Annotated in this window: 18 protein-coding genes; 13 read left to right on the top strand and 5 right to left on the bottom strand. The window is 64.2% G+C overall.

The window, feature by feature from the left end:
- Nucleotides 1-258 precede the first annotated feature (258 nt).
- The 3 genes from ACPPVR_RS06500 (at nt 259) to ACPPVR_RS06490 (ending at nt 2,602) form a co-directional block, all read left to right on the top strand.
- Nucleotides 259-1,809, top strand: coding sequence for a DEAD/DEAH box helicase (locus ACPPVR_RS06500; protein ID WP_426613418.1), 1,551 nt, complete (start codon nt 259-261; stop codon nt 1,807-1,809).
- A 23-nt stretch (nt 1,810-1,832) separates the two neighbouring features.
- Nucleotides 1,833-2,120 (top strand): translation initiation factor IF-1, encoded by a 288-nt coding sequence (gene infA / locus ACPPVR_RS06495; RefSeq protein WP_148755275.1) that lies wholly within the window; start codon nt 1,833-1,835, stop codon nt 2,118-2,120.
- Nucleotides 2,121-2,389: 269 nt separating this feature from the next.
- Nucleotides 2,390-2,602, top strand: coding sequence for a cold-shock protein (locus ACPPVR_RS06490; protein WP_045002509.1), 213 nt, complete (start codon nt 2,390-2,392; stop codon nt 2,600-2,602).
- A 196-nt stretch (nt 2,603-2,798) separates the two neighbouring features.
- On the opposite strand, the gene ACPPVR_RS06485 is transcribed toward ACPPVR_RS06490, so the two are convergent.
- Together ACPPVR_RS06485 and ACPPVR_RS06480 are read right to left on the bottom strand one after the other, a co-directional pair.
- Nucleotides 2,799-3,296, bottom strand: a complete 498-nt coding sequence (locus ACPPVR_RS06485; protein WP_426613417.1) for a pilus assembly protein N-terminal domain-containing protein — start codon at nt 3,294-3,296, stop codon at nt 2,799-2,801.
- A gap of 160 nt (nt 3,297-3,456) precedes the next feature.
- Entirely contained in the window at nt 3,457-4,284 is an 828-nt protein-coding gene (locus ACPPVR_RS06480) for a sterol desaturase family protein (protein WP_426613416.1), read from the bottom strand.
- A 256-nt stretch (nt 4,285-4,540) separates the two neighbouring features.
- Here ACPPVR_RS06480 and ACPPVR_RS06475 point away from each other — a divergent pair, with 256 nt between their 5' ends.
- The 10 genes from ACPPVR_RS06475 (at nt 4,541) to ACPPVR_RS06430 (ending at nt 13,468) form a co-directional block, all read left to right on the top strand.
- A complete protein-coding gene (locus ACPPVR_RS06475) occupies nt 4,541-4,705 on the top strand; it encodes a Flp family type IVb pilin (protein WP_211392586.1) in 165 nt (54 codons plus the stop codon).
- A 77-nt stretch (nt 4,706-4,782) separates the two neighbouring features.
- Nucleotides 4,783-4,923, top strand: coding sequence for a hypothetical protein (locus ACPPVR_RS06470; protein WP_426616347.1), 141 nt, complete (start codon nt 4,783-4,785; stop codon nt 4,921-4,923).
- 121 nt (nt 4,924-5,044) lie between these two features.
- On the top strand, nt 5,045-5,569 hold the full coding sequence (locus ACPPVR_RS06465) for an A24 family peptidase (protein WP_426613415.1): 525 nt from the start codon (nt 5,045-5,047) through the stop codon (nt 5,567-5,569).
- A gap of 128 nt (nt 5,570-5,697) precedes the next feature.
- Nucleotides 5,698-6,495: a Flp pilus assembly protein CpaB gene (gene cpaB / locus ACPPVR_RS06460; RefSeq protein ID WP_426613414.1), complete on the top strand. Its 798-nt coding sequence runs from the start codon at nt 5,698-5,700 to the stop codon at nt 6,493-6,495.
- 11 nt (nt 6,496-6,506) lie between these two features.
- On the top strand, nt 6,507-7,982 hold the full coding sequence (locus ACPPVR_RS06455; RefSeq protein WP_426613413.1) for a type II and III secretion system protein family protein: 1,476 nt from the start codon (nt 6,507-6,509) through the stop codon (nt 7,980-7,982).
- Between the two features lie 20 nt (nt 7,983-8,002).
- Entirely contained in the window at nt 8,003-8,737 is a 735-nt protein-coding gene (locus ACPPVR_RS06450) for a CpaD family pilus assembly protein (protein WP_426613412.1), read from the top strand.
- Nucleotides 8,734-10,005 carry an AAA family ATPase gene (locus ACPPVR_RS06445; RefSeq protein ID WP_426613411.1) on the top strand — a complete coding sequence of 424 codons (1,272 nt, stop codon included), beginning with the start codon at nt 8,734-8,736 and terminating at the stop codon, nt 10,003-10,005. Before ACPPVR_RS06450 ends, ACPPVR_RS06445 begins: the two co-directional genes overlap by 4 nt.
- Before the next feature lie 21 nt (nt 10,006-10,026).
- Entirely contained in the window at nt 10,027-11,490 is a 1,464-nt protein-coding gene (locus ACPPVR_RS06440) for a CpaF family protein (RefSeq protein ID WP_426613410.1), read from the top strand.
- Between the two features lie 16 nt (nt 11,491-11,506).
- The gene (locus tag ACPPVR_RS06435; RefSeq protein ID WP_426613409.1) at nt 11,507-12,484 is read left to right on the top strand and encodes a type II secretion system F family protein; all 978 of its coding nucleotides are present in this window, start codon (nt 11,507-11,509) and stop codon (nt 12,482-12,484) included.
- 9 nt (nt 12,485-12,493) lie between these two features.
- Nucleotides 12,494-13,468 carry a type II secretion system F family protein gene (locus ACPPVR_RS06430; RefSeq protein WP_426613408.1) on the top strand — a complete coding sequence of 325 codons (975 nt, stop codon included), beginning with the start codon at nt 12,494-12,496 and terminating at the stop codon, nt 13,466-13,468.
- 57 nt (nt 13,469-13,525) lie between these two features.
- Here the strand turns inward: ACPPVR_RS06430 and ACPPVR_RS06425 are convergent, their stop codons facing one another.
- The 3 genes from ACPPVR_RS06425 to ACPPVR_RS06415 all read right to left on the bottom strand — a co-directional run bounded on the left by ACPPVR_RS06425 (nt 13,526) and on the right by ACPPVR_RS06415 (nt 16,415).
- Nucleotides 13,526-14,341 carry a tetratricopeptide repeat protein gene (locus tag ACPPVR_RS06425; protein WP_426613407.1) on the bottom strand — a complete coding sequence of 272 codons (816 nt, stop codon included), beginning with the start codon at nt 14,339-14,341 and terminating at the stop codon, nt 13,526-13,528.
- Nucleotides 14,342-14,434: 93 nt separating this feature from the next.
- Nucleotides 14,435-15,937: a metallophosphoesterase family protein gene (locus ACPPVR_RS06420; protein WP_426613406.1), complete on the bottom strand. Its 1,503-nt coding sequence runs from the start codon at nt 15,935-15,937 to the stop codon at nt 14,435-14,437.
- A 274-nt stretch (nt 15,938-16,211) separates the two neighbouring features.
- On the bottom strand, nt 16,212-16,415 hold the full coding sequence (locus ACPPVR_RS06415; protein WP_045002497.1) for a hypothetical protein: 204 nt from the start codon (nt 16,413-16,415) through the stop codon (nt 16,212-16,214).
- Nucleotides 16,416-16,508: the final 93 nt, after the last annotated feature.

Genomic DNA, 16,508 nt, shown 5'->3' with positions numbered 1-16,508 from the left:
AAAATCCGGCATAAGTATTTTTGCACCGCAGTCGACGCCAGTAGAACGCCCGCCTTGAAAGCGCCGCGCCGATGTTCCATATAGGACTTGAGATCGCTCGCGAATCGAGTGGTCGCTGCGAGCCGCGTGTTCTTAAGCCCTTACGGGCGTTTGGCTTGCCCCATCCCATCAAGCCATCCGACACCCCAAACACGCAGGTGTCTTCTCGACACCCTCTCGCGCGTGCCCCGCCGACTGCGCCGGGCGCTCGTATTTGACATGGAAAGAACCCATCTTTTGACTTCGTTTCAGGATTTCGGCCTCGCCGAACCGATCGCGCGCGCTCTCACCGAAGAGAAGTACGTCACACCCACCCCCATCCAGGCACAGACCATCCCGCTGGCATTGACCGGCCGCGATGTGGTCGGCATCGCCCAGACCGGAACCGGCAAGACCGCGGCGTTCGCGCTGCCGATCCTGCACCGCCTGCTCGAGAACCGCATCAAGCCGCAGCCCAAAACCTGCCGCGTGCTGGTGCTCTCGCCGACCCGAGAATTGTCCGGCCAGATCCTCGACAGCTTCAACGCCTATGGCCGCCACGTCCGCCTCGCCTCTACGCTGGCCATCGGCGGCGTGCCGATGGGGCGCCAGGTCCGCGCGCTCATGCCGGGCGTCGACGTGTTGGTCGCAACCCCCGGCCGCCTGCTCGATCTCGTCCAGAGCAACGGGCTCAAGCTTGGAAGCGTCGAATTCCTGGTGCTCGACGAAGCCGACCGCATGCTCGACATGGGCTTCATCAACGATATCCGGAAGATTGTCGCCAAGCTGCCAATCAAGCGACAGACGCTGTTCTTCTCGGCCACAATGCCCAAGGACATCGCCGAGCTCGCCGACGCCATGCTGCGTGATCCCGCCCGCGTCGCGGTCACTCCGGTGTCCTCGACCGCCGAGCGGATCAATCAGCGCATCATCCAGGTCGACTTCTCGGCCAAGCCCGCCGTCCTGACCAAGCTCCTGAAAGACGAGCCAATCAACCGCGCACTGGTGTTCACACGCACCAAGCACGGCGCCGACAAGGTCGTGAAGACGCTTGAGAGGGCCGGCATCGCCGCCAGCGCCATCCATGGCAACAAGTCGCAGAACCATCGCGAGCGGACGCTGGCGCTGTTCCGCTCCGGCGAAATCCGCACGCTGGTCGCCACCGACATCGCCGCCCGCGGCATCGATGTCGACGGCATCACCCACGTCATCAATTTCGACATACCGAATGTGCCCGAGACCTATGTCCACCGCATCGGCCGCACCGCGCGCGCCGGCGCCGAGGGCACCGCGATCTCGCTGGTCGCAGGTGGTGAGGAGCTCGGCTACCTCCGCGACATCGAGCGGCTGATCAAGGTGGCGCTGCCGCGGGAAGACAACCGCACGGACGCCGGCCGCAACGATGCGGGCGCGCCCCCGTCACAGCAACGGCAGGGTCGCTCCGGCCGCCCGGGCCAGCGCCCGCAAGGCGCAAGGCAAGGTGACGGACGGCGTGACGACAGGCGTAGTGACGGACGGCACAGCGCCGGCAAGCCGAGCGACGGAAGGCCCGGCGAAGGTCGGCACGGTGACGGCAGGCATGCCGAGGGACGGCCTGGCGGTAGCCAGAAGGCTTCGAAGGGGTCTCGCCGTCGCCCGTCCGGTGGCAAGCCGCATTCTTCGTCAAACGACCGACCGGAGCAGCGTTCTGCGCATAGCGCCGGCAAGCCTGATGGGATACAAGGCGTTGCCTTTTTGCGCCGCGACAGTCGGCCGATGGGCCAACCGACCCGCAAACCCTATTCGCACTAGCCGTCCACGACCTGGAGAAATTCATGGCTAAGGAAGAGCTGATCCAGTTCGAAGGACTGGTCACCGAAATCCTCCCCGACGCGCGCTACCGCGTGCAGCTCGACGCCGGGCATGAGATCGTTGCCTACACCGCCGGCAAGATGAAGAAGAACCGCATCAAGACGCTGGCGGGAGACCGCGTGACGGTGGAAATGTCGCCCTATGACCTCGAAAAGGGCCGGCTGATTTTCCGTCACAAGGACGAACGTCCCAGTGGGGCGGGTGGACCTCCGCGTCCCGGACAGCGCGGTGGCCAGTTCCGCCGCCGTTGATCCGCTTCAGGCACGCCAGTGCGGAAGTAAAATTCTGACCTGTATGCTGATCCGCCGTGGACATCACGGCGGATCAAAAAATCGTGCGCGTCAGGATTGTTTTGCTGCCTTATTTCCAATAAAATCAGCTCATCGATTTTCGGCCGGACGACATTGGCATCCACCGGTACAGCCGGTTCAGACACGCTGACGACCCTTCCAGAAATTCGATCTAACCTGCCTGCGCGAGCGGGCTCTTACATTGTGTTATCTGAGAAGGAACTACCCCCGTGAGCATGGGAACCGTGAAGTGGTTTAACGCGACCAAGGGCTTTGGCTTCATCCAGCCCGACGAAGGCGGACAGGACGTGTTCGTCCACATCAGCGCCGTTGAACGTGCCGGCCTTGGCACGCTGCGCGAAGGCCAGAAGATCTCCTACGAGATCGTTGCAGATCGCCGGTCGGGCAAGTCAGCTGCCGACAACCTGCGCGACGCAGGCTGAGCCCTCCGGGCCCCGGCCCGGATCGCGCCAACAGACCAAAGGAAAAGGCCGTGCGAGATGCACGGCCTTTTTTTGTGCCAAGCGGAAGCGCTCAGTATGTCGTACAGGCCCAGAAATCCCGCCGCAAACGGCAGCGCCGCGCGGGACCGGATGGTCCCGCGCTTTGGCTTCCCGGCCGGTCTTGCTCGTTCGTTTGTTAGTTGGTCTTGGCGGCCGCGCCGCCGTTGCCGCTGGCATTGTTGCTGAGCATGCCGGCCTGACCCATCGTGGTGTTGAAGTAGCCTTCGCTGTCGCCAAGCGTCACGCGGCGCTGGCAGACCGGCATGCAGCTATAGGATTCCCGCTCGACCCCGCGAAAGACGGTGACGAGCCGGTCGCTCGGGCCTTCGACCTGGATCTGACGGTCGACCAGGATCTCGCCGCCACGGTCGAGCGCAATGAAGTTGGTGGCGCCGTAGCCTTTGCCGGTCACGACGATCATCCCGCCGGGCTGAAGCGTGACGTCGGCGATCAGGGGATTTCCGACCACGATCGTTGCCACCTTGCCGGGCAGCCGCACGAGCTTGGCCTGGTCGACATTGACGGCGATGGTGTCGGCGGTGGGTTCGGCAAGGCCAGCAGCCGGCGAAGCCAGCACGGCGGCCGCAGCCAGAAGACAGACGCGCGCATGACGGCGCAGGAACTCTTTACGCATACTCTTACCCCGGGACGTACAAGCCGGCAGAAGCGATTCGAAAAGCGGAGCCGGCGCCCGACACTGGCTAACCTGCCCGCAATTCGTGAACGTTCCGCAAATTCGTCGACTATTGTTTGAACAGACTGACGCTTTGCGGCCCCCGTCCCCGGATGCCGTCCTATTGGCGGAACGGATAGGCGAGCTGGCCCGCGATCTCCTTCGGCATGGTCGCTTCGTCCTTGCCGTAATCCTGCGGCAGCTCACCCTTCGGCATGCGGAATGTGCCGAACAGCACGTCCCAGATCGGGAAGGTACCGGCAAAATTGGTGTCGCCGCCCTCTTTGAGCGAGGTGTGGTGCCAGCGATGGAACACCGGCGTCGCCAGCACATATCTGAGCGGCCCGAACGACCAGTTCAAATTGGCATGCACGAAGGCCGAGTGGAAGGTGGTGAACGGGCCAACCCAGATCATGACGTTCGGCGAAATGCCAGCCATCAGCAGCACGACGTCGACACCGATCGTGCCGAGCATCAGATTGACCGGATGAAAGCGGGCCGCCGAAATCCAGCTGATCTCCTCCGAGGAGTGGTGGATCGCATGGTATTTCCAGAACCCGCCGCCATGGAACAGCCGGTGCAGCCAGTACAGCATGAAGTCGGCCAGCACCAGGAACAGCACGCCCTGCACCCATAGCGGCAGTTGCGCCAGCGGGCCGTGGCCATTGTCGTAGAAGGCGATCAGCTCGTCGGCGTCGTGAATGTTGAAGACCACGCCGGCGGTGACGATCAGGAGGCCGATCCGCATGGTGCGAGCGAACACCGGAACGAAGAACCAGTAGCAGATGTCGGTCACGATCTCCCGCTTGCGCCACCACGACGGACCGGAATTACAGGCCCAGAAATGTTCGAGCACCGTGAAAACGACCGCGAGCATGAAAGTGACGGGGATCACCTTCTCGATGGTCTCGCCGAGCATCAGGGCGACTTGCATGGGCAGGCTCGACATCATCGCTTCTCTTCCAGGCTGCTGATCCCACTACGCCTACTCCGCGAAATTTAAGGGAGGATGAAGTTGACGGCGCGTTTGCAACTGGAGCGAATTGCGAGGGCCGCCTTAAGGTGAAATTCACTCTGGCAAAAAGCATCGCGTCGCGGCCGCGTTTGCCCGGTCGAATTAACGCTACCGAAAGAGCTCGGCTCACATGGTCGTCGTGTCAAGACAGCGCCGAACGAGGCGGCCCAACTCAGATGGAGTTTAGTTCATGAAAAACCTGATTTCGCGTTTCGTGAAGGATGAATCCGGCGCTACCGCCATCGAATACGGTCTGATCGCCGCCGGCATCGCGCTGGCCATCATCACCGTCGTCAACAACCTCGGCAGCACGCTGAACACCAAGTTCGGTTCGATCAGCTCCTCGCTGAAGTAAGCGACCGGCAAGCGACTGCAAAAGCCCCGGACTTCCGGGGCCTTTGTTTTTTTTGGACACGGCGAGTTCCAGTGGCGTTGCGCAAGCACAGAACCGATGCCGCAGTTGCGGCGAACGAGGCGGAAGCGGCGCGAGCCGACGCGTCGGCCTATTGGGTCTGCCTTGCGCTGCTGCTCGCGGTCGTCACGCTCGCAACGCGCATCGCCAGCATCTGGTGAGACCGTCGGCGCGGATCGCCGGTTCCGAAGCGCTGCCTCCGTTGTCGGTTTATTTAGCACTGCCGGCTAGCATGCGGCGACGCCCGATCCGGCGACAGACCCTGGCCTCAAGACGCAGCCCATGATCCTCGACCTCGCGCGCCTTCTGCTCTTCCCGGCCCTGATCGCGTTCGCCGCGGCCAGCGATCTCTTCACCATGACCATCTCGAACCGCGTTTCGCTGGCGCTGGTTGCAGGCTTTTTCCTGCTCGCCATTGCCGGTGGCATGGCACCTTATGGCATGCTGAGCCATGTCGGCGCCGGCGCGCTTCTCCTGGTCGTGGCGTTCACCTGCTTTGCGATGGGCTGGGTCGGCGGCGGCGACGCGAAGATCGCGGCCTCCGTGGCGCTCTGGTTCGGTTTCGCACAATTGATGAACTTCCTGCTCTACGCCTCGCTGTTCGGCGGCGCGCTGACGCTGCTGCTGCTCCAGTTCCGGCAATGGCCGTTGCCCTACGGGCTCGCCGGCCAGGCCTGGCTCGCGCGGCTGCACGCCAAGGAGAGCGGCATTCCCTACGGCATCGCGCTCGCGATGAGCGCGCTGATGGTCTACCCGGAGACCGAATGGGTGAAAGCGATCGACCTCGCTCACCTCGCACTGCGCTGACAGCACCGGATCAACCCGGCGCCAAGCCGATTTAGATACGCCTCATTAACCATGCTTTGACGAATAGCTGGTCAACTGCCGATTACGGCGGCGGCAGCGTCGCGGCGTTTTGTTGGAAAGTGAAGCGTATGAATAGGGCACGCATTGTCGTCCTGACGGTCGCCATCTGCGCCGGCGGCATCGCTGCGTACCTGGCGAGCGGCTCGAACTCTGCGCCGCCTCCGACGGCTCCGGTCGCGCAGCTTCCCACCACTGACGTGCTGGTCGCCAAGAACGACATCGGCCTCGGGCAGACCGTGAAGCCAGAAGACGTGCAGTGGCAGACCTGGCCGACCGCGACCGCCAGCTCCACTTTCATCCGCCGCAGCGAGCGCCCCGACGGCGCGACCCAGGTCGTGGGCTCGATTGCGCGCGCCCCGTTCATCCAGGGTGAGCCGATCCGCGACCAGAAGCTGGTCAAGGCCGATGGTTCCGGTTTCATGGCCGCGATCCTGCCGACCGGCATGCGCGCGATCTCCACCGAAATCTCGCCGGAGACCGGCGCCGGCGGCTTCATCCTGCCGAACGACCGCGTCGACGTGCTGCTCACGCGCCGCCTCAAGAACCCGGACCAGAGCGCCGGCGCCCCGGACATCGTCAAGTCCGAGATCATCCTGGCCAATGTCCGCGTGCTGGCGATCGACCAGGCGCCGAAAGAGAAGGACGGCCAGAACACTGTGGTCGGCAAGACGGTAACCCTGGAACTCAATCCCGCTCAGACCCAGACGCTTTCCTCGTCCCGCCAGGCCGGAACGCTGTCGCTGGCACTGCGCAGCATTGCCGACGTCAAGATGAGCGAGATCACGCTCGATGATTCCGCGCAGAAGCGCGACGGCGTTTCGATCATTCGCTACGGCATTCCAAGCCAGGCGGCGAAGGCACAATGAGGACCGGCGATATGAAATACAGGGCGGATCTGGCGACGATGCGAACCCCAATGGTCCGCGCCCTGTCGTTTTCGGCCGCTGTCGCGCTGACGCTCAACCCTGTGCTGACCCCTGTGATCGCCGCAGACTACCGTCCCGTGGCGCCGGTTGCGGCCGACGGCCAGATGAACGCGCGCTTCCTCTCGCTCGGCGTCGGCAAGTCGATCGTGATCGACCTGCCGCGCGACATCAAGGATGTGCTGGTCGCCGATCCCAAGATCGCCAATGCGGTGGTGCGCTCGTCTCAGCGCGCCTACATCATCGGCGCCTCGGTCGGCCAGACCAACATCGTCTTCTTCGATTCCGCCGGCCAGCAGATCGCGGCCTATGACATCGCGGTCAAGCGCGACCTCAACGGCGTGCGTGCCGCGCTGAAGCAAATCCTGCCCAATTCCGACATCCAGATCGACGGCCTCGGCGACGGCGTCGTCCTGAGCGGCTCGGCCGCCAACCCGGTCGAGGCGCAGCAGGCCAACGATCTCGCCGCCCGCCTCGCCGGCGGCGCCGACAAGGTGGTGAACTCGATTGTGGTCCGTGGCCGCGACCAGGTCATGCTGAAGGTGACGGTCGCCGAAGTCGCACGCAATATCGTCAAGCAGCTCGGCATCGACCTCACCGCCAACCTCAATTACGGCACGTCGGTGGTGAGCTTCTCCAACTCCAACCCGTTCACGGCGCTTGGCCACAATCTCGTGGACGGCAACGCTCTGACCACCAAGTTTGGCGCGGCCCCGTCCGTACAGGCCACCCTGCGCGCGATGGAAACCGCGGGTGTGATCCGCACGCTGGCCGAACCGAACCTGACCGCGATCTCGGGTGAATCGGCGACCTTCATCGCCGGCGGCGAATTCCCGGTGCCGGCAGGCTATGCCTGCGACCCCACCACGCACGTCTGCACGACCCAGATCAGCTTCAAGAAGTTCGGCATCTCGCTCAATTTCACGCCGGTGGTGCTGAGCGAAGGCAAGATCAGCCTGCGCGTGATGACCGAGGTGTCGGAGCTCTCCAACGACAACGCGATCACGCTGTCGCAGGCCGTCACCTCGACATCGGTGAACTCGCTGACGGTGCCCTCGATCAGGACCCGCCGCGCCGAGACCTCGCTCGAAATTCCCTCCGGTGGCGCAATGGCGATGGCCGGCCTGATCCAGCAGCAGACCAAGCAGGCGGTCAGCGGATTGCCCGGCCTGATGCAGCTCCCGATCCTCGGCTCGCTGTTTCGCAGCCGCGACTTCGTCAACAACACGACCGAGCTGGTCGTGATCGTGACGCCCTATATCGTGCGCGCGGTGGCGCAGAAGGACCTGTCGCGACCGGATGACGGTTTCTCGGCGCCCGCGGACCCGCAGGCCGAGCTGATCGGCAACATCAACCGCATCTACGGCGTGCCCGGAAAAACCGAGCCGGCAAAGAACTACCGCGGCACTTACGGCTTCATCACCGACTGAAGCGGAACGGGGACTTAGTTATGATCACGAGACCACCCCAGATTCGCAAACGCGCCATCGGCCTCGGTGGCGCGCTGGTCGGCATCGCGTTTGCGCTCGGCGGCTGCCAGCATGACGAAGCGGCGATCGCGTCCATTCCCGACGACTACAAGCAGCGTCATCCGATCGCGATCGAGGAGCAGAACCGATCGATCGTCGTCTTCGTCGGCCACGCCCGCGGCGGCCTGACCGCGGCCCAGCGCGCCGACGTGATGGGCCTGGCGTCGACCTGGCTGCACGAGGGCACCGGCGCCATCCATATCGACGTGCCATCCGGAAAGCCCAATGCGCGTCCGGTCGCCGAATCGATGCGTGAAATTCAGGCGATGCTGGCGGCGGCGGGCGTTCCCCCGCGCGGCGTCATCGCCCGCCCCTACCAGCCGGAAGACAAGCGCTTCCTGCCGCCGATCCGGATGACCTATTCCAAGATCGCCGCGGTCGCGGGCCCCTGCGGCCTGTGGCCGGAGGACATCGGCCCCTCGATGAAGAACAAGAGCTGGTTTGAGAACAAGGACTACTACAATTTCGGCTGCGCCTATCAGCGCAACCTCGCGGCGATGGTCGACAATCCGTCGGACCTCGAGCAGCCGCGGCCTGAAACACCGGCCTACACGGCGCGGCGCACCGCCGCCTTCGAGAAGTATCGCAAGGGAATTCCGACGGCGGTCACCTATCCCGAAGCCGAAAAGGCCAAACTCAGCGACACCGGCAAATGATCAGCTACGCTCGCCAGACTCAAGAAGAGCAGCCGGGAGCCCTCCCTCCGCCGCCGGTCGAGGAGCATATCGCGCCCGCACCGCGCGTCTCGGTGCAGGCCTTCTGCGAGACCGTCGAGACCGCCGCCGCCGTGCAATCGGCCGGCGAGGATCGCCGTCTCGGCAAGGCCCATCTGAAGATCCAGATGGGCGGCATGGCGGCTGCGATCGAAGCCTATCGATCGGCGCCCACGCCGAACGTGATCGTGCTCGAGAGCGACGCCCGCAACGATCTGTTGGCCGGGCTCGACCAGCTCGCCACCGTCTGTGACGCCGGCACCCGCGTCGTCGTGGTCGGCCGCATCAACGACGTCATGCTCTATCGCGAGCTCGTGCGCCGCGGCGTCAGCGACTACGTGCTTGGGCCGGTCAGCGCGATCGACGTCGTGCGCTCGATCTGCAACCTGTTTTCGGCGCCGGAAGCCAAGGCAGTCGGCCGCATCATCGCCGTGGTCGGCGCCAAGGGCGGCGTCGGCGCTTCCACCATCTCCCACAACGTCGCCTGGGCGATCGCACGGGACCTCGCGATGGACGCGGTGGTTGCCGATCTCGACCTCGCCTTCGGCACTGCCGGGCTCGACTACAACCAGGACCCGCCGCAGGGCATCGCGGACGCCGTGTTCTCGCCTGATCGCGTCGATACCGCCTTCATCGACCGCCTGCTGTCGAAGTGCACCGATCATCTCAGCCTGCTGGCGGCGCCGGCGACGCTCGACCGGGTCTACGATTTCGGCAGTGACGCCTTCGATTCCGTGTTCGACACGTTGCGCTCCACAATGCCCTGTATCGTGCTCGACATCCCCCATCAATGGACGGGCTGGACCAAGCGCGCCCTGATCGGCGCCGACGACATCCTGATCGTTGCGGCACCGGATCTCGCCAATTTGCGCAACACCAAGAACCTGTTCGACCTCCTGAAGGCCGCGCGGCCCAACGATCGGCCGCCGCTCTACTGCCTGAACCAGGTCGGCATTCCCAAGCGGCCGGAGATCGCCGCCGCCGAATTCGCCAAGGCGATCGAGAGCCAGCCGGTCGTCTCGATCCCGTTCGAGCCCCAGATCTTCGGCTCGGCCGCCAACAACGGCCAGATGATCGCGGAGATCTCCGCCAACCACAAGTCGATCGAGATGTTCCTCCAGATCGCCCAGCGGCTGACCGGCCGCAGCGAGACGAAGAAGCAAAAATCGTCCCTACTTTCACCGCTGATTGAGAAATTTCGGGGAAAATAAGCCGCCCCATGGAGTTGTTAAGTGTTCGGTAAGCGTAGCGGAACAGACACCGACCCTCGGGCTCCCAAGCCCGGCGCCGTGTCGCCAGAGCCTGCCCCGGCTCCGGCGCCGACGGTGTCGCGCGCGCCGCCCCCGCCGGCCGTCGCTTCGCCGCCACTCGCCCCTGCCCGGCCCGCGCCGGCCATGGAGAACCGCCGCTCGGACAATTACTACGAGGTCAAGGCGACCATCTTCGGCGCGCTGATCGAGGCCATCGACCTCGCTCAGCTCGCCAAGCTGGATTCCGAGTCTGCGCGTGAGGAAATCCGCGACATCGTCAACGAGATCATCGCGATCAAGAACATCGTGATGTCGATCGCCGAGCAGGAAGAGCTGCTCGACGACATCTGCAATGACGTGCTCGGCTATGGTCCGCTCGAGCCGCTGCTGGCGCGCGACGATATCGCCGACATCATGGTGAACGGCGCCGGCACCGTTTTCATCGAAGTCAACGGCAAGATCCAGAAAACCGGCATCCGCTTCCGCGACAACCAGCAGCTCCTCAACATCTGCCAGCGCATCGTCAGCCAGGTCGGCCGGCGCGTCGACGAATCTTCACCGATCTGCGACGCGCGCCTCGCCGACGGCTCCCGCGTCAACGCCATCGTGCCGCCGCTCGCGATCGATGGTCCTGCGCTCACCATCCGCAAATTCAGGAAGGACAAGCTGACGCTGGATCAGCTGGTCAAGTTCGGCGCAATCTCGCCGGAGGGCGCGGAGATCCTCCAGATCATCGGCCGCGTCCGCTGCAACGTGCTGATCTCCGGCGGTACCGGCTCGGGCAAGACCACGCTGCTGAACTGTCTGACCAATTACATCGAGCACGACGAGCGCGTCATCACCTGCGAGGACGCCGCCGAGCTTCAGCTCCAGCAGCCCCACGTGGTGCGGCTCGAAACCCGCCCGCCCAACATCGAGGGCGAAGGCCAGGTCACCATGCGCGAACTGGTGCGAAACTGCCTGCGTATGCGTCCCGAACGCATCATCGTCGGCGAAGTCCGCGGCCCCGAGGCCTTCGACTTGCTCCAGGCCATGAACACCGGCCATGACGGCTCGATGGGCACGCTGCACGCCAACAATCCCCGCGAAGCCCTTTCGCGCTGCGAATCGATGATCACCATGGGCGGCTTTTCCCTGCCCTCACGCACCATTCGCGAGATGATCTGCGCCTCGATCGACGTCATCGTGCAGGCCGCGCGCCTGCGCGATGGCTCGCGCCGCATCACCCACATCACCGAGGTGATGGGCATGGAAGGCGATACCATCATCACCCAGGACATCTTCCTCTACGACCTGGTTGGTGAGGACGCCAACGGCAAGATCATCGGCAAGCACCGCTCGACCGGCATCGGCCGTCCGAAATTCTGGGAACGCGCGCGCTATTACGGCGAAGAGAAACGTCTTGCCGCTGCGCTCGACGCCGCGGAAGTGGCGCCGACGACGTGAGCAGGTCTGTACAGCCATGAACATGCAGGTTCTCGCCCTCGCCTTCCTCGCCACCGCCGCCGTAGGTGGCATTACCTGGGTCTTCCTCTATCCATTGCTGTCCGGGGAGCGGAAGGCCGAGAGCCGCCGCGCCTCGATCGGGCGCGCCGAAGCGCCCGCGGCCAAGCAGGCGGAGAAGAGCCAGCGCACGCGCCGCGAGCAGGTCGAGAGTTCGCTCAAGGATCTCGAGGCGAGGCGGGCGCAGGAAAAGAGCGTTCCGCTCCACATCCGCCTGTCGCAGGCGGGACTCGACTGGACGCCGCAAAAATTCTGGATCGCGTCCGCGGTCGTGGCCGGCGTGTTTTTCTTCGGTGCCTTGTTCGGCGGTGGCGGCCTGCTCGGCGCCGCCGGTCTGGCCTTTGCAGGCGGCTTCGGCCTGCCGCGCTGGGCGCTGGGTTTCCTGAAGACGCGTCGCGAGAACAAGTTCCTGGCGGCGCTGCCCGACGCGGTTGACGTGATCGTTCGCGGCATCAAGGCCGGCCTGCCGCTGTTCGAATCGATCAAGGTCGTCGCCGCCGACGCGCCGGAGCCGCTGCGCAGCGAGTTCCTGCAAATTATCGAGACGCAGGCGATCGGCATGCCGCTCGGCGAGGCCTGCGCCCGGCTCTACGATCGCATGCCGCTGCCAGAGGCAAATTTCTTCGGCATCGTTGTGTCGATCCAGCAGAAGTCGGGCGGCAACCTCTCCGAAGCGTTGGGCAACCTCTCCAAGGTTCTGCGCGACCGCAAGAAGATGAAGGAAAAGATCCAGGCGATGTCGATGGAAGCCAAGGCCTCGGCTGGCATCATCGGTTCGCTGCCGCCGATCGTGATGTTCCTCGTCTATCTCACGACGCCCGGCTACATCTCGCTGCTGTGGACCCATCCTACCGGCCAGCTCATGCTGGTTGGCTGCGTCGTCTGGATGTCGGTCGGCATCATGGTGATGAAGAAGATGATCAACTTCGATTTCTGATGGTGCCGTATGGTTGATTTACTCGTCACAAAGCTGCACGACGTCCACTTCATGACCATGCTGATGGCGGCCATCGCCGCCAGCGCCACCGTGTATACGCTGGTGATGCCGCTGTTCGCTGGCGAAGGGCTCTCCAAGCGCATGAAGGCGGTGGCAAGCGAGCGTGAGCGCATCCGGCAGCGCGAGCGCGAACGCCTCAACAAGAGCGAGAAGGTCTCGCTGCGCCAGACGCCAAAGCAACTCGTCTCCAGGGTCGTCGAGGACTTCAACCTCACCAAATGGCTGGCGCAGGAGGCCGCGCGCGACAAGCTCATCATGGCGGGCTATCGCGGCCATGCGCCTTACGTCACGTTCCTGTTCGCCCGCATGGTGGCCCCGCTCGTGCTGTTCGTCGGCTCGATCGTCTACGTGTTCCTGATCGCGCATATGGAGAAATCGATGCCGATCAAGATCGGCATGTGCGTCGGCGCCGCCTATGCCGGCCTCCAGGCGCCGATGCTGTTCCTCAAGAACAGGATCTCCAAGCGCCAGCTCTCGATCAAGCGAGCCTTTCCCGATGCGCTCGACCTGCTGCTGATCTGCATCGAATCCGGCATGTCGGTGGAAATGGCGTTTCGGAAAGTCGCCACCGAAATCGTCGGCCAGTCGATCGCGCTGTCGGAAGAGTTCACGCTGACCACCGCCGAGCTGTCCTATTTGCAGGACCGCAAAGTGGCCTATGAGAACCTGGCACGACGCACAGGGCTCGAAGGCGTCAAATCGGTGTGTCTCGCACTTCAACAGGCGGAGCGGTACGGCACCCCGCTCGGCCAATCCTTGCGCGTCATGGCTCAGGAAAACCGCGACATGCGCATGAACGAGGCCGAGAAGAAGGCCGCCGCGCTGCCGCCGAAGCTGACGGTGCCGATGATCGTGTTCTTCCTGCCGGTGCTGTTCGTCGTTATTCTCGGGCCGACCGGCATCAAGATCTCCGAGTTGCACTGACGCGGAGCGCGGACCGCACGCGGTCCGCATGGGCGGCTTCAGGATCGATTATGAAGATCAGTCGGGCTGGCTGAGCGAGGCGACCGGCGTCCGCTTCGGCGCACCGCGCGGGGAATCGTTGCGGCTCAGCATTTCCTTGAGATAGGCGACGTTGGCTGCGGCCTGATCCGGCGGCAGGTCCGCCTTCACGATGGTCTCGGCCTCAGTGAAGCGACCCTGGAGACCGACCACCAGGCCAAGATTCTGTCGCACCCGGGCGCTCGCGCGCGGCGAAGCATAGGCCTGCCGCAGCGCATCTTCCGCCTTGGGCAGGTCCCGCGACAGCATGTAGGACAGGCCGACATTGGAGAGCACGCCGGGATCGCCGGGCGCGATCTTCAGCGCGCTCGCATAGTAGGAGCGCGCCTCGTCGTGGCGACCCATCTGGTCGAGCGCGGCGCCCTGCACCGAGAGCAGGCGCCAATCCGGATTGTCGGGCGAATGCGCCTTGGACAGCACGTCAAACGCCTGCTGGAAATTACCATTGTCGGCGAGCGCGCGGCCGTATTGGGCGAGCAGCGCCTTGTTGCCGGGATTGGCAATGGTCGCCTGCTCGAGGACGGCGGCGGCCTGGGCGCGCTGGCCGTTGGCGCGCAAGGCCTGGCCATAGCCGAGGGCAGCCTCCGCATCCTTGGGATTGGCGCGGTAGCGCTCGCCATAGACCTCGACGGCGCGCGTGGGATCGGTGGGTGCGGCGGCTTCCGCCTTCGATCCGATCGAGCCGGTGACATCAGAGAGTTTTGACATTGCCGTGCAGCCGCCGAGGCTGACGGCCACCACCGCGATCAGCGAGGCAGACGCAAGAAGCCGGGCAGGACTGAACCGTTGACGCATGGCGCTTTGACTCTCGAGCCGATTGATCGAGCCGAACGCGCCAGCAATAAACTGTTAACCCTAATGGCCGGTTAACGCAGGGGTCCCGCTGCCTTACGGCAGGGTATCCGGTCGCACCTCACCGCCGAGGCCCAGATCGAGGCCGAGCGCACTCGCTTGCCGGTTCAAGTCCCGCAGCAATTGCAGTCTCTCGCGGGCTTGGCCCTGACTATCGACACCCTCACGCGGCAAGCTCGGCCATCGGCGCAGGAAGTCGTCACGATTGATCAGGCGATCGGCGCGGAGCTCGTCGAGCTGAACGCGATCGATGCCGAGCACATCGGCGGATTGCCCGATCAGTTGACGGAGCAGCGCCCCCACTGCTGCCAGCGCCTCGATCTCCGTATTGGGCCCGGACCTTGCGAACTTGCCGTCGAGATCCGCCCAGACACGGGAGGTGACGAGATGGGTGTAGAGCGTGTCCGCCCAGCTCTGCCCGCCGTCATCGTAGAAGGCGCGGCGCGACAGCAGCCGGCGGGCCAATTCCAGGAACTGCTCCCGCTTCAACGACGCGCATGAGGCGATCTCGATCGCCGACTGGATAGCCGGGTCGCGGGAGAAATCCCGCCCCACCGGGAGCATGATGACGCCGCCCGGCAGGTTCGAATCGAGCACCCTGAAGCCGCCATCGTTGCGCGGCCGTGAATACCGGGCGATCGCGAACCGGTACCCGGGCCGCTCGTCCCCGGACATTGGGCCGAAATGAATGATGTTGAAGCCGGCATCATCGCCGGCCTGCCCGGTCGAGGACGGACAGCAGAGCACATAGATCGTGCGCCAGAAATCCTCACCTGCGCCGCTCCGGGTCGCACGCGGATCGGGGATCGAATAGCGGGTAAGACCCTCGACATGCCGGTGTCCGTGCAGGACCAGATTGACGTTGAGCGAGGTGGCCGCTTCGAGAAAGGTCGCGGGCGCGGCGAGATACATCAGCGGCTCGTCCGGGGCGCCGAGAAACCGCTTTCCCTCGCCGGTCGCCTGCGGCAGCGGATGATGGTGCAGCGCCAGCAACCGCACCAGATTTTCCACCGGCTCGGCATAATCGGCGCGTCCACCCGAGCCAAGGCTGCCCGCGAGCTCGATGCTCAGCCGGGCGGAATCCGCGACCAGCGCGTTGTAGGCCCCCTCATCGATATTGCCGCTCGCAAGCATCGTCAGGCTTGCGCTGTTGGAATCGAGCAGCACCAGGTCGAGACCGGCCTGGCGGTAGTAGACGCTCTTCGAGGTCCGCGGCAGATGCAGATAGTCGTAGGCGTCGTGCCGGCCGCCGCGCTGGCTCGGACGCTTGACATCGTGATTGCCGGCGACCGCCTGGATGTCGGTGAACAGGCCGCTCTGCCGGAACGACGCGATGACCGCGAGCGCCTCGTCGAGCGCCCGCGGCGTCGGGTCGTTCACGAGATCGCCCGTGATCAGCAGGATTCGATCGGGAACATCCGCGAACTCTGCCATCGCCTCGCGGATCGCGCCGGTGAGGGCCTCAACTGTCGCAAGCAGCCGTCCTGACCCGTCCAGATGCAGGTCGGATATTTGCGCAACGACAAACGATCTATCCATATTGCGCCGCTCATTGCGAATGCTGCGTCGCCCAAACGATTGAGAGAAATGCCTTCGACGAAGAGATTCAGGCCAGTATCAATCCAGATCGGCATCAGCCGGGATGCACGCGCGTGCCTGCGCTCGGTACATGCAGAGACGCACGGCACAATCTAAAATATTCTGTAATAATGCCACACCCGCAGCGCTAGTAAAGCCCTGCGGCAGCACTCTCGTGAACGGCAGTTCTCAACGGAGCTACGAGGGCAGCCCAAACCCGGTTTCGCGAGACCGATCAATATTCGATGGCGAGACGCTTGCGGATTTCGTCAATGCGCTTGTCGAGCGCATCGAACCGCGCGTGGACCGAACGGTCGTGGAGATAGAACACGTAGCCGCCGGCAAGGAATGCGAAGACCCAGTGGTGATGCTCGACATAGCCAAAGACAGCCTCGATGGCCTGGCCAATGAATGTGACCACACTCCACACAAATTCCATTGCATTCCTCCCGGCACGCTTCGTCTACGGTCACCGGCGTTCTCTGCGCATCTGGCGGACCGTTGTCCGGAACCTAGCATGGCTCCTGATCCG

Origin of the sequence: Bradyrhizobium sp. McL0616 (assembly GCF_049993385.1) — a bacterium.
Taxonomy (GTDB): Bacteria; Pseudomonadota; Alphaproteobacteria; order Rhizobiales; family Xanthobacteraceae; genus Bradyrhizobium.
The sequence above is the reverse complement of the archived record's forward strand: the minus strand, read 5'-3'. Positions and strand labels throughout refer to the sequence as shown.